Source organism: Desulfovibrio ferrophilus, assembly GCF_003966735.1.
In the GTDB taxonomy this organism is placed as follows: Bacteria; Desulfobacterota; Desulfovibrionia; order Desulfovibrionales; family Desulfovibrionaceae; genus Desulfovibrio_Q; species Desulfovibrio_Q ferrophilus.
The window spans coordinates 2,055,779-2,079,838 of record NZ_AP017378.1 but is presented as its reverse complement, the minus strand read 5'-3'; the positions used below and the strand labels follow the sequence as shown (position 1 = coordinate 2,079,838).

The 24,060-nt window shown below is 57.4% G+C and carries 26 protein-coding genes; 18 read left to right on the top strand and 8 right to left on the bottom strand.

Annotation, left to right across the window (positions count from 1 at the left end; genetic code table 11):
• The first annotated feature begins 8 nt into the window (after positions 1–8).
• The 15 genes from EL361_RS09705 to EL361_RS09640 all read left to right on the top strand — a co-directional run bounded on the left by EL361_RS09705 (position 9) and on the right by EL361_RS09640 (position 11,787).
• Positions 9–1,040 carry an HD domain-containing phosphohydrolase gene (locus EL361_RS09705; protein WP_172961703.1) on the top strand — a complete coding sequence of 344 codons (1,032 nt, stop codon included), beginning with the start codon at positions 9–11 and terminating at the stop codon, positions 1,038–1,040.
• 183 nt (positions 1,041–1,223) lie between these two features.
• On the top strand, positions 1,224–3,320 hold the full coding sequence (locus EL361_RS09700; RefSeq protein WP_126378962.1) for a methyl-accepting chemotaxis protein: 2,097 nt from the start codon (positions 1,224–1,226) through the stop codon (positions 3,318–3,320).
• A gap of 139 nt (positions 3,321–3,459) precedes the next feature.
• Entirely contained in the window at positions 3,460–4,776 is a 1,317-nt protein-coding gene (locus EL361_RS09695; protein ID WP_126378960.1) for an MFS transporter, read from the top strand.
• 73 nt (positions 4,777–4,849) lie between these two features.
• Positions 4,850–5,092 carry a hypothetical protein gene (locus EL361_RS09690; protein WP_126378958.1) on the top strand — a complete coding sequence of 81 codons (243 nt, stop codon included), beginning with the start codon at positions 4,850–4,852 and terminating at the stop codon, positions 5,090–5,092.
• Complete coding sequence (locus tag EL361_RS09685) at positions 5,089–6,279, top strand: mechanosensitive ion channel family protein (RefSeq protein WP_126378955.1); 1,191 nt, start codon at positions 5,089–5,091, stop codon at positions 6,277–6,279. The genes EL361_RS09690 and EL361_RS09685 overlap by 4 nt, the downstream gene beginning before the upstream one ends.
• Positions 6,280–6,324: 45 nt before the next feature.
• Positions 6,325–6,663, top strand: coding sequence for a tRNA-binding protein (locus tag EL361_RS09680; RefSeq protein WP_126378953.1), 339 nt, complete (start codon positions 6,325–6,327; stop codon positions 6,661–6,663).
• A 351-nt stretch (positions 6,664–7,014) separates the two neighbouring features.
• Complete coding sequence (locus EL361_RS09675; protein WP_126378951.1) at positions 7,015–7,647, top strand: LysE family translocator; 633 nt, start codon at positions 7,015–7,017, stop codon at positions 7,645–7,647.
• 121 nt (positions 7,648–7,768) lie between these two features.
• A complete protein-coding gene (locus EL361_RS09670; RefSeq protein WP_126378949.1) occupies positions 7,769–8,320 on the top strand; it encodes a LemA family protein in 552 nt (183 codons plus the stop codon).
• Positions 8,317–9,102 (top strand): hypothetical protein, encoded by a 786-nt coding sequence (locus EL361_RS09665; RefSeq protein ID WP_126378946.1) that lies wholly within the window; start codon positions 8,317–8,319, stop codon positions 9,100–9,102. The genes EL361_RS09670 and EL361_RS09665 overlap by 4 nt, the downstream gene beginning before the upstream one ends.
• 109 nt (positions 9,103–9,211) lie before the next feature.
• A complete protein-coding gene (locus EL361_RS17075; protein ID WP_172961702.1) occupies positions 9,212–9,349 on the top strand; it encodes a hypothetical protein in 138 nt (45 codons plus the stop codon).
• A 42-nt stretch (positions 9,350–9,391) separates the two neighbouring features.
• Positions 9,392–9,619: a hypothetical protein gene (locus EL361_RS09660; RefSeq protein WP_126378944.1), complete on the top strand. Its 228-nt coding sequence runs from the start codon at positions 9,392–9,394 to the stop codon at positions 9,617–9,619.
• Positions 9,620–9,623: 4 nt separating this feature from the next.
• Entirely contained in the window at positions 9,624–9,806 is a 183-nt protein-coding gene (locus EL361_RS09655) for a hypothetical protein (protein WP_126378942.1), read from the top strand.
• Between the two features lie 101 nt (positions 9,807–9,907).
• Complete coding sequence (locus tag EL361_RS09650) at positions 9,908–10,264, top strand: PilZ domain-containing protein (RefSeq protein ID WP_126378940.1); 357 nt, start codon at positions 9,908–9,910, stop codon at positions 10,262–10,264.
• A gap of 191 nt (positions 10,265–10,455) precedes the next feature.
• Positions 10,456–11,238, top strand: a complete 783-nt coding sequence (locus tag EL361_RS09645; RefSeq protein ID WP_232034751.1) for a hypothetical protein — start codon at positions 10,456–10,458, stop codon at positions 11,236–11,238.
• Positions 11,239–11,328: 90 nt separating this feature from the next.
• Entirely contained in the window at positions 11,329–11,787 is a 459-nt protein-coding gene (locus tag EL361_RS09640; RefSeq protein WP_126378935.1) for a hypothetical protein, read from the top strand.
• 87 nt (positions 11,788–11,874) lie between these two features.
• On the opposite strand, the gene EL361_RS09635 is transcribed toward EL361_RS09640, so the two are convergent.
• Positions 11,875–12,504, bottom strand: a complete 630-nt coding sequence (locus EL361_RS09635; RefSeq protein WP_126378933.1) for a queuosine precursor transporter — start codon at positions 12,502–12,504, stop codon at positions 11,875–11,877.
• 168 nt (positions 12,505–12,672) lie between these two features.
• On the opposite strand from EL361_RS09635, the gene queF reads away from it, so the two are divergent.
• The 3 genes from queF to EL361_RS09620 all read left to right on the top strand — a co-directional run bounded on the left by queF (position 12,673) and on the right by EL361_RS09620 (position 15,974).
• The gene (queF, locus tag EL361_RS09630) at positions 12,673–13,176 is read left to right on the top strand and encodes a preQ(1) synthase (protein WP_126378931.1); all 504 of its coding nucleotides are present in this window, start codon (positions 12,673–12,675) and stop codon (positions 13,174–13,176) included.
• Positions 13,177–13,277: 101 nt separating this feature from the next.
• On the top strand, positions 13,278–14,192 hold the full coding sequence (locus EL361_RS09625; RefSeq protein WP_126378929.1) for a bifunctional helix-turn-helix transcriptional regulator/GNAT family N-acetyltransferase: 915 nt from the start codon (positions 13,278–13,280) through the stop codon (positions 14,190–14,192).
• Between the two features lie 150 nt (positions 14,193–14,342).
• Complete coding sequence (locus EL361_RS09620; protein ID WP_172961701.1) at positions 14,343–15,974, top strand: sensor domain-containing diguanylate cyclase; 1,632 nt, start codon at positions 14,343–14,345, stop codon at positions 15,972–15,974.
• 133 nt (positions 15,975–16,107) lie between these two features.
• Here EL361_RS09620 and rpe read toward each other — a convergent pair whose 3' ends face one another.
• From rpe to EL361_RS09585, 7 genes are all read right to left on the bottom strand, one after another.
• A complete protein-coding gene (gene rpe, locus EL361_RS09615) occupies positions 16,108–16,773 on the bottom strand; it encodes a ribulose-phosphate 3-epimerase (protein WP_126378925.1) in 666 nt (221 codons plus the stop codon).
• Positions 16,770–17,234: a siroheme decarboxylase subunit alpha gene (ahbA, locus tag EL361_RS09610; RefSeq protein ID WP_126378923.1), complete on the bottom strand. Its 465-nt coding sequence runs from the start codon at positions 17,232–17,234 to the stop codon at positions 16,770–16,772. Before ahbA ends, rpe begins: the two co-directional genes overlap by 4 nt.
• Positions 17,234–18,436, bottom strand: coding sequence for a heme b synthase (ahbD, locus tag EL361_RS09605; protein ID WP_126378921.1), 1,203 nt, complete (start codon positions 18,434–18,436; stop codon positions 17,234–17,236). Before ahbD ends, ahbA begins: the two co-directional genes overlap by 1 nt.
• A 1-nt stretch (position 18,437) precedes the next feature.
• A complete protein-coding gene (gene hemB / locus EL361_RS09600; protein WP_126378919.1) occupies positions 18,438–19,433 on the bottom strand; it encodes a porphobilinogen synthase in 996 nt (331 codons plus the stop codon).
• Between the two features lie 115 nt (positions 19,434–19,548).
• Positions 19,549–19,803, bottom strand: a complete 255-nt coding sequence (locus EL361_RS09595; protein ID WP_126378917.1) for a hypothetical protein — start codon at positions 19,801–19,803, stop codon at positions 19,549–19,551.
• Complete coding sequence (gene ahbC, locus EL361_RS09590) at positions 19,770–20,951, bottom strand: 12,18-didecarboxysiroheme deacetylase (protein ID WP_126378915.1); 1,182 nt, start codon at positions 20,949–20,951, stop codon at positions 19,770–19,772. Before ahbC ends, EL361_RS09595 begins: the two co-directional genes overlap by 34 nt.
• A gap of 182 nt (positions 20,952–21,133) precedes the next feature.
• Positions 21,134–23,995, bottom strand: a complete 2,862-nt coding sequence (locus EL361_RS09585; protein ID WP_126378913.1) for a putative bifunctional diguanylate cyclase/phosphodiesterase — start codon at positions 23,993–23,995, stop codon at positions 21,134–21,136.
• Between the last annotated feature and the right edge of the window lie 65 nt (positions 23,996–24,060).

Below are 24,060 nucleotides of genomic sequence, written 5' to 3'. Positions count from 1 at the left end.
GGACAGACGTGGCAGATAAAATTCTGTTTGTGGACGACGACCAGAAGATATTGTCTTCCGTGCGGCGACTGCTGGAGGGGCGTTTCGAATTGCACACGGCAGGAGGCGGTGACGAGGGACTTCAGGTCCTCCACGAGAAAGGGCCTTTTGCCGTCATTGTCTCGGACATCAAGATGCCGGGCATGGATGGTCTGGAATTTCTGGCCAGATCAAGAGATGTCTCTCCTGATAGTGTGCGCATGGTGCTGACGGGATATGCCAATCTGGAAAATGCCGTGGATGCGGTGAATAGTGGCTATGTGTTCCGTTTTTTGGCCAAGCCTTGCTCCGGTGAGAATCTGGATAACGCCATTGCGGCGGCCCTGGCACAGTTCACCATGCTCAGGGATCGCGCCGAGATGCAGACCCTGCGCCGCCTGAAGGATGCCATGGAGGGGATCATCACCGGGTTCGTGAATCTGGTGGAAGCCCGGGACCCATATACCGCCGGGCACCAGCGCAGTGTGACGCTGCTTTCCGTGGCGATTGCCGAGTCCATGGGGTTGGAACCAGACCGCATCCGGGGCTTGCGTTTTGCCTCCAGCGTGCATGACATCGGCAAGGTCTATGTTCCGGCCGAATTCCTGAATCGTCCCGGGAGGTTGACCGACGTGGAGTTCGCCATCATCAAGACACATCCGCAGGTGGGGTTTGATATTCTTGACCCTGTGGATTTCCCTTGGCCAGTGAGCACCATCGTGCACCAGCATCATGAACGTTTGGACGGGACGGGCTATCCACTTGGCCTGTCAGGTGATGATATCCTGCTGGAAGCCAGGATCATGGCTGTTGCCGATGTGGTGGATGCCATCAGTTCCCATCGTCCCTACCGGCCCGGGCATGGTGTGGCCAAGGCTCTGCAGGAAGTCGAGTCCAAGGCTGGAGACTTTTATGACGCCGATGCCGTGGCGGTCTGTCTTGATCTTTTCAGAAACGAGAAGTTCACTTTGGATTTCAAGGCCGGAGAAGGTCCCCGTTGCGAGTGGCTTCGATGTGAGTAGTTGTGCTGATTGTTACCTGTCGTGATGATCCGACAGGTGGCACAGCGTGTATTTGCTATTGATCTTGAAGAAAGATGAACTATAGTATTTGAGTGTTTTGTATGCTCTCTCAGTATTGACGGAAGGGGAATAGACTCGAAAGTGGTCTGTTGTGTTCATGTTCCGGGTAGGCTGGAGGCCTGTATGCGAAAATCCATCAAGTTGAAGATTATTCTGGGATTGGTGGTGACCATCACCGTGCCGGTTGTGGTCATTCTGGCTCTCTTGTCCATGAGCATCAAGGAGCAATCTCTGGATGCCTTCGAGAAGTCCACGGCCATTGAACTGGAACAGGTGGACAACACCATGACCCTGTTTGTGGACGAGGCGAAGCAGAATATCGTCATGGTCTCGGAGTATGATCGTTTGGCTGATGTTCACGATGGCATGACGACCTATCTGGATGATGCCGAGACCAAGCCCGCCGCGCCCGACCCGGACGATGAACTCGGTCAGGAATGGACCCGGTTCTTCAAGCTCGTACAGAGCAATCACAAGGGCTACACCGATGTCTACATTGGCACCAAGTTTGGCGGATTCCTGATCTCCAACGCAACGGACCTGCCCGGCGGGTATGATCCTCGTATTCGCCCCTGGTACAAGGATGCCGTGCAGAGTCCGGACAAGGCCATTGCCTCCAGTGCCTACATGTCCACCGACGGACAGGCCATGATCAGTATTGCCAAAGCTGCCAAGGGCCCTGACAAGAAGGTGTTGGGTGTTGCTGCCATTGACATTTCCCTTGCCGACTTGACCAAGATGGTTGGCGATATCCGCCTGGGTGAGACCGGATATGTGATGTTGGTGCAGGGCGACGGCGTTATCCTGGCCGATCCTATGCACAAGGAATATAACTTCAAGGCGATCAAGGAACTGAAGGTTCCTGCCTACAGCACATTCTTTGCCCTGAAGTCGGGGACAGCAGAGGTCGAGCTGGATGGCAAGGCCTTCTTTGCGCATGTGTTCACCTCGCCGGGTTTGGGCTGGAAGTTCGTTGCCATGATCGAGAAGGCCGAAATCATGGCCCCGGCTGCGGCCATGGTGACCAACGGCATTATGGTTGTCGCAGCGGCGTTGCTGCTTATCGTTGCAGTGATCTGGTTTTTTATGGACCAGTCCGTGATCAAGCCCCTGAATCGGGTTGTGGCGTTCATGGGTGGCATCGCCGAGGGCGACTACGCCTCGCGCATCGATCACAAGCGGGTGGATGAGATCGGAGTAATCTTCAATGCCCTGAATGACATGTCCGCGACCCTTGCCGACAACATCGACGAAATTACCGCCAAGACCGCAGAGGCCGAGGAAAAGGCACATGCCGCCGAACTGGCAACCACTGAGGCCGAAGAAGCCCGCTCGCGAGCTGAGCGAGCCAAGAGCGAGGGTATGGTCCAGGCCGCCGAACGACTGGAGGCCATTGTCTCGCGCGTGACTTCCGCTGCCGAAGACATCTCCTCACACGCCGATGGCATTCGTAAGGGTACGGATATTCAGAGCGAACGCATTCAGAGTACGGCTACGGCCATGGAAGAGATGAATGCAACGGTGCTGGAGGTTGCCCGCAATGCCTCCGATGCTGCCGGAGGAGCCGATGAGGCTATGAATAAGGCCAGAAGCGGAGCCGGCATTGTCTCCAACGTGGTCGATGCCACGGGTGAAGTCGCCGAGCGTGCCGGGAAGATGAAAGAGGCCTTGGGCGGATTGGGACATCAGGCCGAAAGCATTGGGGCCATTATGGGAGTGATTACCGATATTGCCGACCAGACCAACCTGCTGGCTCTGAACGCCGCCATTGAGGCTGCCCGGGCTGGCGAGGCCGGACGCGGGTTTGCCGTGGTTGCCGACGAGGTGCGCAAGCTTGCTGAAAAAACCATGCAGGCCACCAAGGAAGTCGGTGACGCCATCAACGGTATCCAGGAAGGCACGCGTCAGAATATCAAGGCCATGGATGGCTCGGCTGCAGCCGTTGCCCGCAGCACCGAACTGACCCAGAAGGCTGGAGACGTGTTGAAGGAGATCGTCAGCGATACCGAGGCCAGCGCGGCTCAGATTCAGAGCATTGCTGCCGCAGCCGAGGAACAGTCGGCCACCTCCGAGGAGATCAACAGCTCCATTGAGGAGATCAACCGCATCACGGTAGAGACCTCTCAGGGCGTGGCCGAGACCACAGATGCCCTGCGCGAACTGTCCGAACAGATGACCGAATTGAATGACTTGATTCAGGAGTTGAAGTCCGAGGGCTAGCTTCCGACAGGCACAGAACAAGAGAATGAAAAGCGGGACGTTCCGGTGGGCGTCCCGCTTTCCTCTTTTTCCGGGGTTGGCCTTGTGCGTCCGAAGCGTGTACCAAGAGGCGGAACCCAACCTTCAGCGGAGATTCCGTATGACCGCAGAATCGCAGACCAAATCCGGGTCCAGACAGGTTCGGGCCTGGTGCCTGTATGACTGGGCCAACTCGGCCTATGTGACGACCGTTGCCGTTGCCGTGCTGCCAGCCTATTTCGCCGCAGCCGTCGTGCCCCAGGGGGGCGTGGTGGTGGCCGGGGTCACCTTCTCCGCCGCCAGTCTATGGGGCTATCTGATCAGTGCCTGTGCCCTGGCTGTCTTCATCTTGGCCCCGCTGTTGGGCGCGGTGGCTGATCACTCGGGATTTCGCAGGCGTTTCCTGATGACCTTCTGCATTATGGGCAGCATCGCCAGTGTGCTGCTCCTGACCACAGGGCCGGGATTGGTCTGGTGGACCATGGCGCTGTTCTTTGTGGCGCAGGTGGGGTTTGTGGGGGGCAATGTTTTTTACGACGCCTTCTTGCCCCATGTGGCCGCTCCCGGCGACATGGATCGCGTTTCGGGCCGGGGCTTTGCCTATGGGTACCTGGGAGGTGGGTTGCAGTTTGCCCTGTCTCTGGGGCTCATCGCCGGACATGCTCAACTGGGCTTGGACAAGGACCTTGCTGCCCGGCTGGCCATGGCCTTTGCCGGTGTGTGGTGGGGAGGCTTTGCTCTACTGACGTTCAGAGGTTTGCGTGAACCTGCTGGTGCGCCATTGCCGGGAGGAGAACGCGGGGTGGGGGCCGTACCCGCGTATCTGCGTCTGGGGCTGACCCGTGTGCGGGGTGTCTGGGGGCGTGCACGTGCCGTGCCCGGTTTGACCATGTTTCTGGCTGCTTTCCTCTTTTATAATGACGGCGTGCAGACCGTGATCAGTATGGCGACCATCTATGGCAAGACCGAATTGGGACTGTCCAACACCGTGCTCATGCTGACTCTGCTCATCATTCAGTTTGTCTCCATCTTTGGTGCCGAGCTGTTCTCACGTCTGGCCGGACTGATGACCACCCGCCGGGCGTTGATGTTGGCGGTGGCCCTCTGGGGCGGTGTGGCGGTCTATGCCTATGGCATGGATTCGGCGGCGGAGTATTTTGCCATGGGTGGAATCGTCGGGCTGGTCATGGGTGGCTCCCAGGCTCTGTCGCGGTCCATGTATGCCCGGCTTATCCCTGCGGATCGCTCGGCGGAGTTTTTTGGCTATTTTTCAGTGGTCAGCCGGTTGTCGGCCATTGCCGGTCCGTTCGTATTTGCGGTGGTGGCTCAGGCGACCGGTTCTTCGCGCGGGGCGATTCTGTGGTTGGTAGGCTTTTTTGCGGTGGGTTTCGTGTTGCTGTCTTTGGTGCGTGATCCCGATCCCGAGGAGCAACGCTGACTTTTCGGTCGGTCCGCTCCGTGGTAGAGAGTTGTTGCGAACCAGCACGATCCACAAAGGATATGTCATGGGCATGAGAAATAAATTGTTGGGGTGGGCGATGCGTAAGGAATTGGAACGGCATGGGCCCGCCATCCGCGCTGAGATCGACCGTTTGAAATCCATCCGCACTCTGGCTGAACTCAAGGTCTGGGGCAGTGAAAAGGGTGGCGCACTGAAGGTCCTTGCGCACGAGCGCGGGCCGGAACTGCTGGCCTTCATCAAGTCCGAATGGGCACGCATGAGAGAATCCTACGACAAGGGGGGGCGCCGATGATTGATGGTCTTTCCATACCTACCGATCTCCTTGTCCTGGTCGCGGGGATTCTTGGCCTCGCCCTTGTGGCGTATGTGGCCATGCGCGTCTGGGTGCTGCGGCTGGTGCATGCCTTTGTTCGCCGCACCAAGGGCGAATGGGATGACAAGGTCATGGAGCATAATGTCTTTCAGCTTCTGGCCTGGTTCCCGGTCGTATTGATACTCTATCGTGGGGCGGAATATCTGCCGTCGTATCAGGCTGTGATCCAACGCGCGCTGGGAGCTTGGCTTTTCGTGCTGGTGATGCTCTTGGTCAGCCGGGTCCTGGACGCCCTGAACGCCATCTATGAGACCTACCCCGTCTCACATCGCAGACCCATGAAGAGCTACCTGCAGATGTTCAAGCTGTTCCTGTTTCTGATTGGCGGTATTGTTGCCGTATGCCTGCTGCTGAATACCTCGCCCTGGGGGGTGCTGTCCGGGCTGGGTGCACTTACCGCAGTGCTGATGTTGGTCTTCAAGGATACGATTCTCTCACTGGTGGCCAGCGTGCAGCTGACGGCCAACGATCTGGTACGCAAGGGCGATTGGATCGAGATGCCCAGTGCCGGGGTGGATGGCGATGTGGAAGACATTGCCCTGCATACCGTGAAGATTCGAAATTTCGATAAGACTATTGTAGCCCTCCCCACATCCAGGTTGATCAGCGATTCATTCCGCAACTGGCGGGGCATGAGCGAGGCCGGGGCGCGGCGCATGAAACGTGCGGTGTATATCGACCAGTCATCGATCAAATTCGTGCCCGACGAGGAGCTTGGACGTTTCGAGGCCCTGGAACTTCTGGTTCCTTATCTGCGTGCACGGCGTGAGGAGATCGCGGCGTATAATCAGGAGCATGATTATGATCGCACCAAGAGCCCGGTCAATGGCCGGGGCATGACCAACCTGGGATTGTTCCGAGCCTATGTGCGGGCCTATCTGCTGGGCCACCCCAAGGTGCGGAATGATTTGACGCTCCTGGTCAGGCACTTGAACCCGGACGCTGCCAAGGGGCTGCCCCTGGAAATCTACTGTTTTGCGGATACCACGGAATGGGCTGCCTATGAGGACATTCAGGCCGACATTCTGGACCACGTGCTGGCCGCCATGCCCGAGTTCGGGCTGCGGGCCTATCAGCGCAATGCCCTGACTGATGGTCGGGTCTGACTTTTTGATGATTATCGATGAGATAATCGAATTCTGGAGAACTTGATGGAGACTATAGACTGGAATGATTTCGAGAAGGTCGAACTGCGCGTGGGGACCGTTACACGCGCTGAAGTGTTCGCAGAGGCTAAAATTCCGGCCCACAAAGTCTGGGTGGATTTCGGCGAGGATGTAGGTGAACTCAAGACCAGTGCCCGGGTGACAGACCTCTACACCCCCGAAGAACTTGTCGGGCGTCAGGTTGTGGGCGTGGTCAACTTCCCGGTCAAGCAGATCGGCCCCATCCGCTCGGAGTTTCTACTGACCGGTTTTCCAGATGAGAATGGACATATCGTGCTGGCTGTGCCTGACAAGCGGGCACCCAATGGCTCGAAACTCGCGTAGCAAACGGTTGAAAAACGATCGATTGCGGTGTTGCTTCGTCACGATCAAATCCTCACGTACGTCATTGTACGCATCGGCCTTGATCGCTCCTCGCGCCTGGCACTCGCCCATTTTTGAACCGTTGTGAGAGGTCAGAATCTGCTGCTTACGGTGATCTGCGGCGTTGCTGCGATCAATTCAAACCCTCGCGTATGTTGGAATACGCGTCGGCCTTGAATTGATCTTGCGTCTGGAATCTGACTCCTTTTGAACGGCTTGCGGAAAACGAAAGTGGCTTCGGCGGGTGAGATTCTTTATGTTGTTGAGTTTGGTTGTGTGGACGAACTGAAACTACTGTTGGAAATGTGAGCTATGTTCGGCATTGAGAATTATTTGTTGTTTCTGGTGGCCGGGGTGCTGCTGAATATCACCCCCGGGCCGGACATTTTGTACGTGGCCACGCGTAGCACCTGTCAGGGGCGTGGGGCGGGCGTGGTCTCCGCTTTGGGCATTACCACCGGTGGTTTGGTCCATACTCTGGCTGCGGCCCTGGGCCTGTCTGCTGTGCTGATGTACTCGGCCACGGCCTATGAAGTGGTGCGCTGGGCCGGAGCGGCCTATCTGGTGTACATGGGGTTGAAGATCATTCTGACCCGCAACGGCGACGACGGGGTGGGGCGGCTCAGTTGCGAATCGCTGACCAAGGTCTATCGCCAGGGAGTGTTGGTCAGCATTCTGAACCCCAAGGTGGCGCTGTTCTTTTTGTCGTTTCTGCCGCAGTTTGCCCATGCCTCGTCGGAGCAGTTCACCCTGCAGATTCTGGTACTGGGGCTGACGTTCTGTTGCACGGGCTGCATTGTCATGACCACTGTGGCTTTGTGCTTTGGCCGAATCAATGCCTGGGCATCCTCGCGTCCCGGATTCCGGCGTACCCAATCCTGGGTAACGGGCGGCGTTTTTCTGACCATGGGGCTGGGACTGGGTATTGCCGGAGGGCGGGACTAATGGCGGAGTTGCATAGTCGCCTGACCGTGCTTATTTGCACTGTACGTTTCCTGTGCGCCGCGCCATTGCATGGACGTCTGGATCGCATGTTGCGGAAGTCCTGTTCTCCGGGAAGCTCATCATGATCGAAGGTGTTTCCCTACTGGTGTTGTTGACTATGGTGGCTCTGTGGATGATCTGGGCTCACCGGGGGCTGATCAAGGCCAAGGGCGAGGTCTACACCCGCTGGGCTGTGGTCGAAGATGTTCTGGAACGGCGCGATGACCTGATCGCGGCCTTGTCCAGAGCAGTGCAGGGACATATGGGGCGCGACGCGCAAAGCGGGGCACGAGTGGAACGCCTGGTGAAACGTTGTCGTGAGGCGTATGGTGCCGGAGATGTGGCCCGTGCCGAAGATGAGTTGCTTGCCGAGGTCGCTGAACTGCTGCATGTGTTGACTCTGAGTCCGGGGGCGATCAGTGACCCCGAAGCAGCGGATTTGCCTGGGCGTATCGCCCGGTTGGATGCCAAGGCGGACGAGATGGCGCAGGAATATAACACTGCGGCGACACAACTGAACGTGCTGGTGGAAGCTTTTCCATCACGGCTGGCAGCCCGGATGTACGGGTTTGGACGAGTGGATTATTATGAACCGCAGAAACCAGGCACCCGCCAGCGCGGAGAGTGGATATGAGTAAGGATCTCCATGCCTATGCCGATGGTCTTGTCGAGGAGACGCTGGTCGAGGCGGCAACCACTTTTTTTGGAGCCCGGGTCGCCTTGGAGCGCGAGATCGAACGCTACCGCGCCCAGGCAGAGGAACTGATCAAGGTGGAGGAACAGGTGCTCCTCCGTGCCGCAGCGCTGCATTTCCTGTTGTTGGATGGTGCGGCGGCTGAGAATTTTTATCAGTTGCTTGGCGTCAATCCAGGACATCTCCTGGACGCTTGCGAGATCGTTGGACGAAGTGTGGGCGGGGTTGAAATTCCCTTCGCCCTGTTGCCCTCGGCGCGTTATGCCAAGCTTGTGCTGGCTGCCTATGGCGAACTGCTTCATGCCGTTGATGCGTATCTTCACGGTGAGTATTATACGGACTCCCGCGGTCGCAAACGACTGAGCGTGAATTATGACCAGCTTCAGAAGTGGTGCAATCAACTCAACGAAAAGATCAGCGCTCTGAACAATAATCATTCCCCGTCCGGGGCGCTCTGTTTCGTCAAGGGGCTGGACCCGGCCATGATCGGGAAAGAGCGTCTGACCGAAGCCACACTCGAAGGCTATACCGAGGAGTTGGACCGGGAATTGGCCTTTGCCCCAGTGGAATGCCTGGCCATGAACTACCTGGCTGCCCCGGAATTACCCGGACTGGACAAGGTCAAGGACGCAGTCATGCCCTTTTGCAGGGAGCTCTATTGTCAGGCCACGCCCGAAATGAAGAAGTTGCTTAGCGAGTGGAAGCGGGCATCACAGGAATAGACGCCTGCTTTCCCCATGCCGCTGGACATAATCCCACCCTTGCCCCCGCCCCGCCAAGGGGCTATACGCAACACAACAAGACTCAACGGAAAACCCGGAGAATTTACTCATGTGGGAAGCCTTGACCGTGGGCATGAAGATGCTCGCACTGATCGTGATGTTTACATTTCTTGCTCTGGCCTTTGGTGCTGGAATCGTGAAGATGCAGAACAAGAAACACCGTGAGCGTGAGGCCCGGGGCAAATAGCCCGATTCAGAATTCAGCATCCGCAACCAGCGGGGGGAAAGCGTGAACATCCTGAGGGTGATCATCAAGATTCTTTCGTTTATTCTGGCGGTCCCGTTTGTGACCTACGGTTTCCTGGGGCTTATCAAGACGTTGTCGCTGGAAGGTCCCATCGACAAGTATCTGGGGCTGGTGGGCAACTACCACAACCCGGTGACTGCCCTCATTCTTGTGGTGATCGGCGGCTGCCTGATCTATGGGCTCAATGCTCTGGCCAATAAAATCCGTTGAGACCATGCCCGACAAGAAATCCTTTTGGCGCGAGAATGGTTGGAAGATCGCCTATTTTGGCGGTGGCGTGCTGTTTATCGGCCTGTCCCGTTTCGTTTTGCCATTCTGGCCCCGTTTTATCATCCTCGCGGGCTGGGCTATCGGTCTGGCCTTTCTGTTTGCTCGAACCATGAGTCGTAAAGACTGATCGTCTTCTTTCTGCCTGCACGCACCTGACAAATCATCGCTGCTACGATATGCTTTGCCCTATTCCCGTTGTTTCGATTCGATTTTGACGAGGGGGCAACCATGCCGAATGCAAGAAGCAGAAGCCGTGTTCCCGGGCAGTTCGAGGCTCTGGTGATTTGTGGTGACCGCTCCATTCCGGTGATTACCGACAACCTGAGCCTCAAGGGCATGCTCTGCCACACCGGAGATTGCTCCGGCCTTGAGGCGGGGACCCTTTGCACCCTGCGTCTGGAACTGGCGCGGGACATCGCCGTGGAAATCAGTGCCTCTGTGGTCCGTTGTGGAGAAGATTCTCTGGCAATGAATTTTCAGGACATGGACGCCGCTTCCTTTGCCCACCTGCGCAATATCGTGCGTTTTGCCAGTGAGGATGCCGATGCCATTGACGGCGAGGTGGGAACCTCAGGCGAAGTCTAATCCCGTCCAGACTGCCTCCTTTTCTCTTGTTCGGTTGTAGGGCTGATTCGTGGATGCCCCTGCTCGGTATTGTGTCTACAAGTGGCGGAAGGTCCATTGCGAGCCTCGGCACTAGTTGCCCGCATAGCAACGTAGTTGCCCCCTGCGCAGTGGTGCAGTAGAGCAGTTCCACATCACACGGGAGTATCGATTTGGATAATCTGATCCTTGGACTTGCCGCCGGATACCACTACGGAGACGTACGGCCCTTCCTGGCTTCGCTGAACGATGTCGGCTATTCGGGGCGCTGCGTACTCTTTGTAACGTCTACCACACGCGGTATCGACGAAATGCGTGAGGCCGGGGCCGAAGTGATCGCTTTCGAACGGACAGGCGAGATCGCCCATCTGTCGTACAATGCCTATCGCTATTTCCTGTATCTGAATTATCTGCGGGCGCATGGCCCGTTTGGGCGAGTGCTGGTCACCGATGTGCGTGACGTGCTCTTTCAGGCCGATCCATTTTCATACCCCTGGGCCGATGGCGTGAACGTAACGCTGGAGGATCGGCGCATGACCATCGGCTCCTGCCCCTATGTGACGCGGTGGATCACCGGGCATATGGGGGAATCGATCTGGGAGTCCCTGCGTGATCGGCCCATTTCCTGTTCAGGCACCACCGTGGCGGATCATGCTGGCATGCTGGATTATCTGGAGCGCCTGACTGCACTGCTCGTGCCTTACGAGCCTGACCGCAAGATGATGGCGGGCTATGACCAGGGCGTGCACAATCACCTGATTCACAACGACTTGCTGCCTCGCCTGACCCTTCACGACAATGCGGGCCCCATTTTGACCCTGGCCTACAAGAAGGATGCTCCTGCGGTGAACTCTGCCGGGTGCATCTTGAACGATGCGGGGCATCCGGCGGTGATTGTGCATCAGTACGATCGCAAGCCCGATCTTTTCAAGCTGGTGCGGGAGCAATACCAGTAGGCCAGTTGTCTCATTGCCTGCCGTTTGGTACCCGGATAGGCAGCGTTGGGTTGGGATAATCCATTCCAATGATGCACTGGGGGCGATGTCATGGGCAGGGAAGAGATTCTTGAGCGGTTCAACAAATACCTGGAATACAATTCGGACGAAGCCGCGATGGTGGCTGCAGACGAACCCCGGGCTCGTTTTATCGAAGCGCTTGCCGAGGCCAGTGGTCAGTACCTCATCGTCGTCGAGGTCCTGGAATCCGCCAATTGCAATTCCGGCTACAACGTTGGAGATCAGTTCGTCCTTGATGTGGCGGGTAATTTTATCGCCAAGCGTTGTCCGCAGCGGATGTGCGTGTATCTGATCAGCCAATTGGCCTTGCCACTGGGGCTGATGAATGAACGCTTCTGCGCCGGACTGGATCCCAATGGTATTCACTTCATGCGCCGGGTGAACTGTCTTGATGCTGGCGTGGCCTGTAAGGGGTATGGGGCAGTTCAGGTTGGGATATCCGCAGTGCCGCGTCGAGAATTTCTGAAAGCGGCTAAAGCTGTTCGCTAGACCTCTTCGCCCTCGTTCCCACGGCAACAGGAAAACGCCTGGCTCCTTGCGGTGCCAGGCGTTTTGACTTGATAGGACGATATGGGGCTAGGCTGTCGCCGGGAGAGTTTTGCCGCGCAAGGCCTGGACAGCGGCGTACACCAGCGGAGTGTCGATGGCGGCGATCATCAGCTTGACCAGCCATTGGCCCAGGATGACCTCGCCCACGGGCAGGATGCCCCAAAAGGCGATGGTCACGAAGATGGTTGAGTCAATGAGCTGCGAGGCCATGGTGGAGAGGTTGTTGCGCAGCCAGAGATGGCGGCCTTTCGTGCGCTGGCGCAGGAGGTGAAACAGCCATATGTCATGCTTCTGGCTCACCGCGTAGGCAATGAGCGACGCGGCCACGATGCGCGGGGTGTTGCCGATGACGCTTGCAAAGGCCTCCTGATTGGTCCAGAACACGGCCCCCGGCCAGGATACGGCCAACCAGGCCAACGCCGAGGTCATGACCAGCGTGGCGAATCCGCAAAAGACTGCCTCTCCGGCGCGCTCCTTGCCCCAGACTTCGCCGATGACGTCGGACGCGGCGAAGGTCAGGGAGTAGGCCAGCACTCCGGCTGGTACTGCCATGCCAAATACGGTGATGATTTTGCTGGAGATCAGGGCGGCGACAACGAGTCCACCGATGAACAGGCTGACGAGCAGGGTGTAGGCCCTGCGATCAAAAGATTCCATTTTTCTAGCTCCTCGGGATATACAGTCCGTAAGGGTGGGCATTGGCGCCCTGCCGCTGGAGGGAAAAGCAGTCCCTGGCGGCGAAAACGATTCGGAAAAAGGGGCTTGCCATTGTCGGGCGCGGAAGTCAAAGTGACGCGCCAGAATTAATGACCTATGGAGGACTCAATGGGCACCACCAAAAGCCAGGACAAGACCAACCACCTCAAGACCCTGGGCCAGGGCGGGCAGACCGAATATCAGCTCGAAGGCCCGCATTCCGGAATTCTGGAGACCTTCCCCAATAACTTCCCGGGGCGGCCCTATATCGTGAACGTGGAGTTCCCGGAGTACACGTCGCTCTGTCCCATGACCGGTCAGCCCGACTTCGGGACCATCATCATGGAATACGTTCCAGACCAGCGCATTGTGGAATCCAAGAGCTTCAAGCTGTATATGTTTGCCTACCGCAACCACCAGTCCTTCATGGAGACCATCGCCAACACCATGCTGGATGATTTCGTGAAGGCTCTGGACCCGTTGTGGTGCCGGGTGAAGGGCTTGTTCTCCCCGCGCGGGGCCACCACGCTGCATGTCTTTGCCGAGCACTTCAAGGTTGATGCCCCCAATATCGCCGAGGTCCGTTCCGTTGTTTCGGAATGGAAGCGCGAAAATAATCGCCACGGCGCATAGCCCGTTTTTTATCAACCCCGCTGAGCCTGAACTCGCTCATGCGGGGTTGGTTTTCTCTTGTATGTTGACATAGTCAATATAATGGAATTATTCTGCTCATCATGAAAGAGATCGAAGCATTCCGACGGTTCAACCGATTTTATACCCGCATACTTGGATTGTTCAGCCCCCGTTTAATGGGCAGCGGGCAGACGCTGGTCGAGGCCCGCATTCTCTATGAGCTGTGGCAGCAGCCGGGGCTGTCATCCGCCGATCTGATGCGGCTTTTGGACATGGACCGGGGGCAACTCAGCCGGGTGATTGCCGGTCTGTGCAGGCAGGGCCTTGTGCTGAAGAAGGAAACCCACGCTGGGCGCAGGGCCATTCCCCTCAATCTGACCCCTCAAGGGCTTCGCGTGATGAAGGAGCTGGACTTAATGTCCAGCCGGCAGGCCGAGGGCTTGCTTTCGTCGTTGGGAGCTGCCGGACGCAAGCGGCTGGCGCAGGCAATGGGCGAGGTCGAGGCGCTGCTTGGAGCTGGAGCGTGGCCAAGTTCCGAGGGCGAGGTCGTAGTGCGCACCGCCCGCTCTGGTGATATGGGCTGGGTTGTTCAGCGTCACGGTGAACTCTACCGGGATTCGCACGGATTCAACGAGGAATTCGAGAAATACGTCTTACTTGGACTGGCCGAGTTTGCGCGCAAGGCAAGCCCGAAAAGTGGTCTTTGGGTTGCCGAGCAAAGCGGTCAAGTGCTTGGCAGTATCGGTATTGTTGAGAGTGAGGGCGAGATGGCTCAACTGCGCTGGCTGATCGTGGACCCGCAGGCTCGGGGGCTCGGGTTGGGGCGCAAACTGGTTGATCAGGCCGTGACCTTCAGCCGCGAGCAGGGCTACAAGGGCATTTTCTTGTGGACCATCGATTCCCTGTTACCCGCCATCCGGCTGTATCAATCCTTTGGTTTTGAGCTGACCGAGATAAAGCCTGGCAAGATGGGGGGAATAACACTTACCGAGCAGCGTATGGACTTGGCGATCTAATCCTGAGTGACTTGTCTTTTCAACACCTCTGAAAAAAATATGATTCACTAACAGATTGCGCGACTGTGACAATGTGGCGGATTTGTGTTCTATAATATGGTCCAGTGATCAAAATTGGCGCCAACGCACCTGCGGATGGGAGATGGCTGTATGAACATGAAGACGGACAGCGAACGAGTTACGCGCAAGGCGATGACTCTATTTTTCGTCTTGTTTCTGATTTTTGGGTCTGTTCTGGGCGGCTTAGTGGCCGTTTTCTATCGGTCTGAGATCGATTCCTTTCTGCACGACGTGGAGATCAAGGAATGGGGCCTCATGGAATTGCAAGGGCTGGCACTGGAGAACGAATTTGATCACGTGACCGCGGACCTGTTGTTTTTGTCGAACCAGAACGAGCTTGATGATTTTCTGATGTCCAATTCGTTTGCCGACCGGGTTAAGGTTCAGAAGGAATTTATTGATCTGGCCCGGATCAAGGGCGTATATGATCAGATTCGATTCATCGACGCCAGCGGCATGGAACGGGTGCGGGTCAATTTCGATGGGGACATGGCTGGTGTTGTTTCCCTTGAGAGCCTCCAGAATAAGTCTGATCGTTATTATTTCAAGAACGCCATGGACATGGGAAAGTCCGGAATCAGTGTCTCCCCTTTGGATCTCAATGTTGAAAGCGGCGTGGTAGAACAGCCCTATAAGCCGATGATCCGTTTCGGTACTCCTGTTTTTGACTCGTTGGGCAAGAAGCAGGGCGTGGTCATCCTGAACTATCTGGCCAGAAATTTGTTGGACAAGATCGAGAGCGTGAGCCGGACTTCCAACGGTGAACCCATGCTCCTGAATCAGAACGGATATTGGATGCTCTGTCAGGACAAGGAATTGGAATGGGGCTTCATGCTCAGCGAGCGCGTGAGCGCAAGCTTCGCCCGTATGTTCACTCAGGAATGGGAGCGCATGCAGGGACAGGACGAGGGACAGTTCCAGACCGGGAATGGCCTGTTCAGCTTCAGGCGGATTTATCCTCTTCGCGAGGTCATGGGCAGGCACACGGTGGCCCAGGCCTTGACCGAGCCGAAGAAAGGGCCCGAGGCGGAATACTTCTGGGTCCTGGTTTCACGCATCGCACCAAAGATGCTGAAAGCCCATCGTAATTCTCTCATAGGGCAGTTGTTTCTTTTTGGTGCGGCACTTTTCCTGATGGTTTCTCTGGGGGCCTGGGCTCTGGCAGTGGCAGTTACTCGCCGTCGTTTGTATCAGGCTCGGCTGGTGAAGATGGCTCTGTATGACCCTCTGACCAGTCTGCCTAACCGCAAGTTGTTTTTCGATCGTCTGGAGATAAGTCTCAATCATGCCTCGCGCTATGGGCGCAAGATGGGGGTACTGTACATCGATTTGGACGGCTTCAAGCAGGTCAACGATACCTTGGGGCATCAGGCCGGGGATGCGTTGCTGATTCGGGTGGGTGAGATCCTGCAAGCTTCGTCCCGCAAATCTGATACCGTGGCGCGGTTGGGCGGTGACGAGTTCGCTGTGATTCTGTTTGAAATCGACGGGATAGAAGGAGCGCGCCGGGCCGGGCAGAAGATCGTCGAAAGCCTGGGCGAGCCCATTGCTCTACCTTCCGGGACCGCGCATATCGGTGGCAGTGTGGGGGGCGCGGTTTATCCGGACCACGCGGAAGATTCCGATGAACTTTTGAAACGTGCGGACTCGGCCATGTATCGGGCTAAGGCCCGAGGTAAGAACAACTGTGTGATTTGTTCCGACCCCCCGGAAGAAGGGTAAGCCTCTCTGCATTTCCCTGATGAGAAAGAAAATCGCCCGTCCGTGTAATATACGGACGGGCGGTTTTGATTTTGGGAGTATGGGGGTTGGGGAAGGGCGACCTTTTTTAAATGGAGCCTTCCCCAAGAAGCATTTACGCCTTGGCGGCGTCCTTGAACACCTGATGGCGTTCCTTCAGCGGCGGGAACTTGAAGAACGCCGAGCCTGAGACCAGACAATCGGCACCGGCAGCGACCAGCTCCGGAGTATTTTCCGGGGTGCAGCCGCCGTCCACCTGGATCAGCATCTCGGGGTTTAGCTCGTCGCGCAGGGCGGCGAGTTCCTTGATCTTGTCCAGCGAGAAGGGGATGAAGCCCTGACCGCCGAAGCCGGGGTTCACGCTCATGATCAACGCCATATCCAGCTGCGGAATCAGGTAGCGGATGTTTTCCACAGGGGTCGCGGGGTTCAGCGCCACGCCAACGTCCTTGCCCAGATCCTTGATCTGGGCGCAAATACGCTCCAGATGGTTGGTGGCCTCGGCATGGACCACGATCATGTCCGCTCCGGCCTTGGCAAATTCCTCCACATAGCGCTCGGGTTCCTCGATCATAAGATGCACATCGAAGTAGAGTTTGGAGGTCTTGCGCAGGGCGCCGATGATCGGCGGGCCGAGGGTGATGTTGGGCACGAATCGGCCATCCATGACATCCCAATGCACCCACTTCAGGTCGGCGGCTTCCAGTGCTTCCAACTCCTCGGCCATGCGTCCGAAGTCGCAGGACAGCAGCGAGGGCGATAAAATGAATTCGCGGCTCATGACTCTTTCCCATTCTTGTTCATGTCAAAATCAACCTTGATCTTGAACAGCTTGGTGGCTGGCAGATAGAGGATGTCGATGCCTGTTTCGGCAGTGATGTCCTTCAGGGTCTGTTGTGCGATTTCCGGGGTTTCACCGATAAAGGTGAACCAGACGTTGAATTCATGATCGCGCAGGTAGTTGTGGGTCACGCCGGGGTGGGCATTGACCACGGCCACGAAATCGTCAAAGGCTTCGTCCGGGACCTTGGCGGCGCACAGGGTGGAGTGCCAGCCCAGCTTGCCGGACTGAAAGTTTGCCCCGATGCGGCGGATTACGCCGGATTCCTTGAGGGCACGCACACGTGCCAGCACCTCGGTCTCGGTCAGTCCCAGATCCTTACCCATCACGGCATAAGGCCGGGCTTCAAGGGGGAATCCGGATTGAATCACGCCCAGAATCTTGCGGTCCAGATCATCCATTACTTTTTCTCTTTGTTGCGCATTTTCACGGGAATGTAGGAGCACAGCGGCTCTTCGCCCATGTGATTGTTGTCCATGGTGAAGGCTCGGGCACGGCAACCGGCGCAGACCTTGTGGTACTCGCACACGCCACATTTGCCGTCGAACTCTTCCTGGTTGCGGAACTGATTGAAGACTTTGGAGTTCTTCCAGATTTCCGGGAACGGGGTGTCGCGTACGTTGCCGCAGTCCTTGACCAGGTAGCCGCAGGGCTGCACCTGGCCAGTGTGCGATACGAAGCAGAAGCCCACGCCACCCAGACAGCCGCGGGATACGGCGTCCAGCCCGAAGTTTTCGAAGGTCACGGGGATACCGTCTTCCTTGGCGCGCTGGCGCAGGATGCGGTGGTAATGCGGTGCACAAGTCGCCTTGAGCTGCATATCCGTGGTCTTCTGGAAATCGTAGAACCAGTTCAGGACGTCTTCGTAATCCTCGGCGGTGATGACCTCGGCGCCAAGGTTGGCTCCGCGTCCGGTGGGGACCAGCAGGAAGATGTGCCATGCGGCAGCGCCAAGCTCTTCGCAGAGCTTGAAGATGTCTTTGAACATGCCCAGGTTGCCCCGGGTCACGGTGGTGTTGATCTGGAATTCCATTCCGGCCTGTTTCAGGTATTCGATGCCGCGCATGCTGGCTTCGAAGGCACCCTTTACGCCACGGAATTCATCGTGGGACTCGGCGTCCGGCCCATCGATGGAGATGGAGACGCGCTGGACGCCCACTTCCTTCATGGTCGCAGCAGTCTCGGGAGTGAGGAGCGTGCCGTTGGGGCTCATGACGCAACGCAGCCCCTTGGAGGTGGCGTATTCCACCAGAATGGGCCAGTCCTTGCGCAGCATGGGCTCGCCACCGGTAAAGATCAGAATGGGGTTCCCGGCCTTGGCGAAATCGTCGATCAGACCCTTGGCCTCTTCAGTGTCGAATTCGCCGGGATAGGGCTCCTCGTGTGCTTCGGCGCGGCAATGCTTGCAGGCCAGGTTGCAGGAACGGGTGATCTCCCAGGCAATGAGCCGCAGTTCGGGGGTTCCGTCTTCACTCTTGGAGTGACCGTGAGGGCAGCCACCGGGGTGCCCGCCAGGATGCCCGCCCTTGCCGTGGGGATGTCCGCCGGGATGACCAGCGGAGGTCGCACCGGGATGCTCGAAACAGTCTTTGTTTTTGCTCATGTTATTTGCTCTGCAACCGCAGGAAGTCTTCGGTGAAATAGGTGATGATCAGCTTGGCCCCGGCGCGCTTGAAGGCGGTCAGGGATTCCATCATAACGGCGGTGCCGTCGATCCAGCCATTGTCTGCCGCTGCCTTTATCATGGAGTACTCGCCACTGACCTGATAGGCCGCTACGGGCAGATCAAAGGATTCGTGCAGGGTGCGCACGATGTCCAGATAGGGCATGCCCGGTTTGACGATGAGGATGTCCGCACCTTCATCGATGTCGGCCATGGCTTCGCGCATTGCTTCGCGACCATTGGCCGGGTCCATCTGATAGGTCTTGCGGTCCCCGAATTGTGGAGTGGACTCGGCAGCCTCGCGGAAGGGTCCGTAGAATGCGGACGCGTATTTGACCGCGTAGGACATGATGGGCACATGGGCGTAGCCGTTGGCATCCAGAGCCTGGCGCATGGCAGCCACTCGTCCATCCATCATGTCGGACGGAGCGACCATGTCCGCCCCGGCCTCGGCTTGGGAGACGGCGGTTTTGGCCAGCAGTTTCAGGGTGGGGTCGTTATGGACTTCACCGGTGGTGTCGCCCTGTTTGACCAGCCCGCAGTGACCATGGTCCGTAAATTCGCACAGGCAGGTGTCGGTGATGACGATCAGTTCGGGGAAGGCCTTCTTCAGACGGCGGGTGGCCTGTTGGACAATGCCATCTCCGGCATAGGCCCCTGAGCCCTTGTAGTCCTTCTTGGCAGGGATGCCGAACAGGATGACCGAATGCATGCCCAGAGCAACACCTTCGGCAACCTGCTTTTCCAGCTGATCCAGCGAAAGCTGGAACTGGCCGGGCATGGCGCTGATGGGTTTCCTGAAATCGGGGTCATCGGTTTCGACCACGAAATAAGGCATGATCAGGTCTTCGGACCGGACCACGTTTTCGCGGACGATGTCCCGGAGGTTTTGGGTCTTGCGGAGCCTGCGGCCCCTGAAGAAAGAGGGATAATCCATCAGGTTGCTCCCTTCCTGCTCAGGCCCCGGGGTATGCGTGGCCTGCGGATGGTTGAATCGTCTGGCGGGCAGTTCAGGATGCCGCCGGGACGCTTTCGCGCCCCGGCGGATCTGATTATTTTTGTGGAGTGCACTGACCAGTGGCCAATTCCTCGGCCTTGGCTCGGGCTTTGCGCTCCTCGGCAGCAGCAATACGCTCTGGAGTCAGGGGTTCACAGTCCCTGCAGATGCCCGTGTCGAATTCACCCGTATGGGCGTCGTTACGGTTGCTTGCTTCCAGTAGCAGCTCGAAGCTCGCTTTCAGGCGTTTTCGAGTCTGCGTATAGGTGCCTATCTTTAGCGCTTGATCTCTTCGTCTGTTAAATAGCATGCGGGATCCTGCGCCCATTCGTCGCCGTAAAAAGCCTCTGCTCGTGCCCTGAAGTTACCGCCGCAAATCTCCAGGTACTTGCATGTCGCACACCTGCCGCCCACATGGCTCTTCTTGTCTTTGAGCTTATGCAGGAGTTCGATTTTCTCGTCCATCCAAATCTCGGAGAACGGGCGTTCCAGAACGTTGCCGAAGGTGTGGTTGCGCCAGAACTGGTCGGCGTGAACCTGACCGTCCCAGGAGATGCAACCGATGCCACGGCCGGAGTTGTTGCCTTCGTTGAAGGACAACAGCTTCATCACTTCCTTGGCGCGCTCGGGGTCTTCGCGCAGCATGCGCAGGTAGACGTAAGGGCCGTCGGCGTGGTTGTCCACGGTCAGGACTTCCTTTTCCTTGCCCTTGTCGAACAATGCCTTGGTTCTGTCCATGATCAGGTCCAGCACATCGCGGGTCTCCTGGTGGGACAGGTCTTCCTTGATCAGTTCGGAGCCACGGCCCGAATAGACAAGGTGGTAGAAACAGATGCGCGGCACTTCCAGGTCTTCCAGCAGCTCGAAGAGCTTGGGGACTTCGCCCTGGTTGCGCTTGTTCAGGGTGAATCGCAGGCCGACCTTGAGGCCTTCAGCCTTGCAGTTTTCAATACCCTGAATGGCTTTCTTGTAGGAACCGGGAACTCCACGGAACTTGTCGTGGATTTCCTCGCCGCCATCCATGGAGATGCCGACGTAGGACAGGCCGATTTCCTTGAGTTCGCGAGCCTTTTCCTTGGTGATCAGAGTGCCGTTGGTGGAGATGACCGCACGCATGCCCTGGGCAGTTGCGAATTTGGCCAACTCAGGCAGGTCCTTGCGCACCAGAGGCTCGCCGCCGGAGAACAGCATCACGGGAGCGCCGAACTCAGCGAGATCCTTGATGATGGTCTTGGCCTGCTCGGTGCTGATTTCGTCCTGACCATCGGGATCGACGGCCTGGGCGTAACAGTGCACACACTTCAGGTTACAGCGGCGGGTCATGTTCCAGACCACAACCGGTTTTTTGTCCTTGGAGAACTGCAGCAGATGGGAGGGCAGTTCCTTGGAGTCGCGGCCATACCGCAGAGCGTCAGATGCCTCTACCGCGCCGCAGTACAGTTTCGAGATGCCAATCATTCTGGGAACCTCCAGTATTGTTTCGAGGGCGGGCCAAGCCCGGTCCCGGTAAAATCAGTATGAACTCGTATCGGAACGAGGCCGCACCATAGTCCTTCCGGCTCGCGGAGTCAAAGCCGCAAGAGCCGGTTCCCGTAACAAAAAAAGATAATCACGACGGGCCCGTTGTCACTATTCCCTACCTACCAAGTGGGATTTTTCTCCAGCAAGCTTCGAGCTTTTTCGGTGGGCAGGGGTTTGGCGAATAGGTAACCTTGGCCGTACTCGCAGCCGAGATTTCGCAGAAGGGCAAGTTGCTCGGGGGTTTCCACGCCTTCGGCAATGATCTTCTTGCCCAGGCTGTGTGCCAGAGAAACGATGGACCGCACAATCTCCATGTTCTCTTCATTGTCCTGCATCACAAAGACGAAGGACTGGTCCACCTTCAAAAAGTCGAAAGGGAAGCGGGAGAGGTAGGAGAGCGACGAATAGCCGGTGCCGAAATCATCGATGGATAGGGAGACACCCAGGGCCTTGAGCTTTCGCTGAGCCTCCAGAGCCTGCTGTGCGTTGCCCATCAGTCCGCTTTCGGTGATTTCCAGTTTGACCTGTGCCGGGGACATCCCCGTGTCGGCCAAGATCTTGGCGACCACCTGGGGCATGTCGGGGCGCATCAACTGCGGGACGGCGAGATTGACGCTCATGGTCAGTTTCTCGTAGCCGGGGATCTCGCGTTGCCAGACCGTTGCCTGCGTCAGGGCCTGTTCCAGCATGCGCTTGCCCATGGGGACGACCTGCCCATTTTGCTCGGCCAGGGGGATGAATCGTCCGGGTGGGACCAGGCCCTTGGTGGGATGGTTCCAGCGCACCAGTGCTTCGAAACCGCTGATTTGGCCGCTTTTGAGGTCGATGATGGGCTGATAATAGGGCACAAACTCGTCGCGCTCAACGCCGCGCTTCATGTCCGTTTCCAGTTCCAGATGTTCCCGGGCGGCGTCGTGCATGCTCTGGTCGAACAGTTGTGAGCGTCCTGTGCCTTTGTCCTTGGCCCGATACATGGCCGTGTCCGCATCACGCAGGATGTCATCGGGTGAGCGGGTGTCATCCGTATCGACCACGATGCCGATGCCCGTGGTGGCGAAAATCTCGTGCCCGTTGATGATGAACGGGGCTGCAAATTTGCTGTGAACGCGCCCGGCGAGTTCCAGGGCTTCATCCGGGCCGGATACCGGGTCCAGCAACAGGGCGAACTCGTCGCCCCCCAGGCGTGCCAGGACGTCGCAGGAGCGGATCAGGGTATTCAGTCTTCCAGCGATGTTTGTGATCAGCAGGTCACCGAATCCATGGCCAAGGCTGTCGTTGACGTGCTTGAAATTATCTACGTCCAGCAGCAGGACGGCATAGCCGTGGTCTTCGGTCTTGGCTGCGTGCGTCGCCGTGCGGCGAATGCGATCGGCGAACAGGACTCGATTGGGCAGGCCCGTGAGCTTGTCGTGAGTGGCGTCGAACAGAATCTGGCTTTGCTGCTGCTTGAGCCTGGTTAGATCGGTAATTACTGAAAATGCCCCCGTCAGATTACCGTCCAGATCGTGGATGGGGGCCACATCATAGCGAACGAATAACGGATTGCCCTTGTTGGTTTCACCCTCGACTTCGTCGATGCGGAAGGTGCGGTTTTCACGCAGGGCGCGGCCTGTCAGTGTGTTGCGCTCCGAGTCTCCATAGTAGAATTCGCCCACAGTCAGCCCGAGGTAATCATCGGGGGTTCCCTCGCGTTCGTACAGGTCCAGATAGTGCTGATTGATGAAGGTCAGGCGTTCCTCGGTGTCCACCACCAGACAAGGCACGGTGAGTCCGTTCAAGATGCCGTCCAGATAGCCAAGCTTGTGCTTGAGTTCGTTGACCATCTGACTGATGCCATCGGCCAGTTCCTGCATTTCGCCACCCAGATAACCTTCGACTTCGGCATTGTAGTCGCCAGCGCGGACATCGGCTGAGTAGCGGCGGACTTTGTTGATGGAACCGGTGACGCTCAGGTAGGTCCGCAGGAGCAGGATGGCGGCCAGGAGCAGGGCCAGGGCGCTGAATCCATAGCCCATGGCGCGCCAAGTCCTGTAGCTGGTCAGGCGTTTCTCGATCAGTGCCTGAAGTTCGTCCAGACCGATGGTGAACAGTTCATCAAGGTCGCTTAAAGCTGCGTCGCAGACCGCATCGAAGCCCGGTGACATGGATCCGTTGGAATGAAAATCCCGCAGCAGTCTGATGAGCTCGGTCGTGTTGCCGTGGTATTGGTCCAATATGGCTTTGAATCTGGTCTGAAGCCCCGGGCTGCGTCCATAGAAATAGTCGTCCATCATCAGGGCGCTTTGCCCCCCTCCCAGGATGAACTGCATGTCGTTCTCGTGGCGCACAATATGTGTATCAATGGTGGCCTGAAGGGATGAGTCCATAGTCTTTTCGCCCATCAGGTGCTTGAAGACGGTCTGCTTGGTCTCGTGCTGGTGGGCCAAAGATTCGGGAACGGCAAAGACGATGGCATCGACCAGATAGGCACTGTCCAGAGCCGGGTCCACAGCCAGTTGCGAACAGTCGGCCACACCTCTGAAGAATTGACGGATGGTGTTTTGGAAGCGTTCGGAGGCTCCGGCATCTCCGTCTTTTGCCTTGGCCCAGCTGCGGCGAAGGTCTGCGGGAGTGAGCTTGTCCTGAAATACGCTGGCAACTCCTTCAGGCGCATTGTCGATGGCCTTGACGAATTCGATATGTCGGGCATCGATTGCGTCCAGAAGGGTGTCGATGTCGGCCTCAATGGCGCTGAGTCTGGCCTGTGCATCCAGGCTGCCATGGTCGGCTACGGTGCGCATGTATTGGTGTTCGGCGGACAGTCGCATCAGGGGGGCTGAAGAGCGAAGATGCGTAATTCCAGCCAGTTCTGTTTCGGCAATGCGGATATCGTAGCGAAAGGAAAGATCCATGAAAACGGAGAGCATGGCCACGGGCAGAACAAAGGCCAAGGCACTGAGCAGCAGTTTGGTGGAAATATTCAGCGAGCGGAATGCGGGCACCAGTGTCTCCTTGTGGTCATGATGTTCAGGGCTGCTCACGGAGAGTGGGCGATAGGCATGGGGAG

What these genes read in the sequence shown, in the direction of transcription:
- EL361_RS09700 (WP_126378962.1), top strand. Translation starts at nt 1,224, where the DNA reads ATGCGAAAATCCATCAAGTTGAAGATTATTCTGGGATTGGTGGTGACC.
- EL361_RS09695 (WP_126378960.1), top strand. Translation starts at nt 3,460, where the DNA reads ATGACCGCAGAATCGCAGACCAAATCCGGGTCCAGACAGGTTCGGGCC.
- EL361_RS09690 (WP_126378958.1), top strand. Translation starts at nt 4,850, where the DNA reads ATGAGAAATAAATTGTTGGGGTGGGCGATGCGTAAGGAATTGGAACGG.
- EL361_RS09685 (WP_126378955.1), top strand. Translation starts at nt 5,089, where the DNA reads ATGATTGATGGTCTTTCCATACCTACCGATCTCCTTGTCCTGGTCGCG.
- EL361_RS09680 (WP_126378953.1), top strand. Translation starts at nt 6,325, where the DNA reads ATGGAGACTATAGACTGGAATGATTTCGAGAAGGTCGAACTGCGCGTG.
- EL361_RS09675 (WP_126378951.1), top strand. Translation starts at nt 7,015, where the DNA reads ATGTTCGGCATTGAGAATTATTTGTTGTTTCTGGTGGCCGGGGTGCTG.
- EL361_RS09670 (WP_126378949.1), top strand. Translation starts at nt 7,769, where the DNA reads ATGATCGAAGGTGTTTCCCTACTGGTGTTGTTGACTATGGTGGCTCTG.
- EL361_RS09665 (WP_126378946.1), top strand. Translation starts at nt 8,317, where the DNA reads ATGAGTAAGGATCTCCATGCCTATGCCGATGGTCTTGTCGAGGAGACG.
- EL361_RS17075 (WP_172961702.1), top strand. Translation starts at nt 9,212, where the DNA reads ATGTGGGAAGCCTTGACCGTGGGCATGAAGATGCTCGCACTGATCGTG.
- EL361_RS09655 (WP_126378942.1), top strand. Translation starts at nt 9,624, where the DNA reads ATGCCCGACAAGAAATCCTTTTGGCGCGAGAATGGTTGGAAGATCGCC.
- EL361_RS09650 (WP_126378940.1), top strand. Translation starts at nt 9,908, where the DNA reads ATGCCGAATGCAAGAAGCAGAAGCCGTGTTCCCGGGCAGTTCGAGGCT.
- EL361_RS09640 (WP_126378935.1), top strand. Translation starts at nt 11,329, where the DNA reads ATGGGCAGGGAAGAGATTCTTGAGCGGTTCAACAAATACCTGGAATAC.
- EL361_RS09635 (WP_126378933.1), bottom strand. Translation starts at nt 12,504, where the DNA reads ATGGAATCTTTTGATCGCAGGGCCTACACCCTGCTCGTCAGCCTGTTC.
- queF (WP_126378931.1), top strand. Translation starts at nt 12,673, where the DNA reads ATGGGCACCACCAAAAGCCAGGACAAGACCAACCACCTCAAGACCCTG.
- EL361_RS09625 (WP_126378929.1), top strand. Translation starts at nt 13,278, where the DNA reads ATGAAAGAGATCGAAGCATTCCGACGGTTCAACCGATTTTATACCCGC.
- EL361_RS09620 (WP_172961701.1), top strand. Translation starts at nt 14,343, where the DNA reads ATGAACATGAAGACGGACAGCGAACGAGTTACGCGCAAGGCGATGACT.
- rpe (WP_126378925.1), bottom strand. Translation starts at nt 16,773, where the DNA reads ATGAGCCGCGAATTCATTTTATCGCCCTCGCTGCTGTCCTGCGACTTC.
- ahbA (WP_126378923.1), bottom strand. Translation starts at nt 17,234, where the DNA reads ATGGATGATCTGGACCGCAAGATTCTGGGCGTGATTCAATCCGGATTC.
- ahbD (WP_126378921.1), bottom strand. Translation starts at nt 18,436, where the DNA reads ATGAGCAAAAACAAAGACTGTTTCGAGCATCCCGGTGCGACCTCCGCT.
- hemB (WP_126378919.1), bottom strand. Translation starts at nt 19,433, where the DNA reads ATGGATTATCCCTCTTTCTTCAGGGGCCGCAGGCTCCGCAAGACCCAA.
- EL361_RS09595 (WP_126378917.1), bottom strand. Translation starts at nt 19,803, where the DNA reads ATGCTATTTAACAGACGAAGAGATCAAGCGCTAAAGATAGGCACCTAT.
- ahbC (WP_126378915.1), bottom strand. Translation starts at nt 20,951, where the DNA reads ATGATTGGCATCTCGAAACTGTACTGCGGCGCGGTAGAGGCATCTGAC.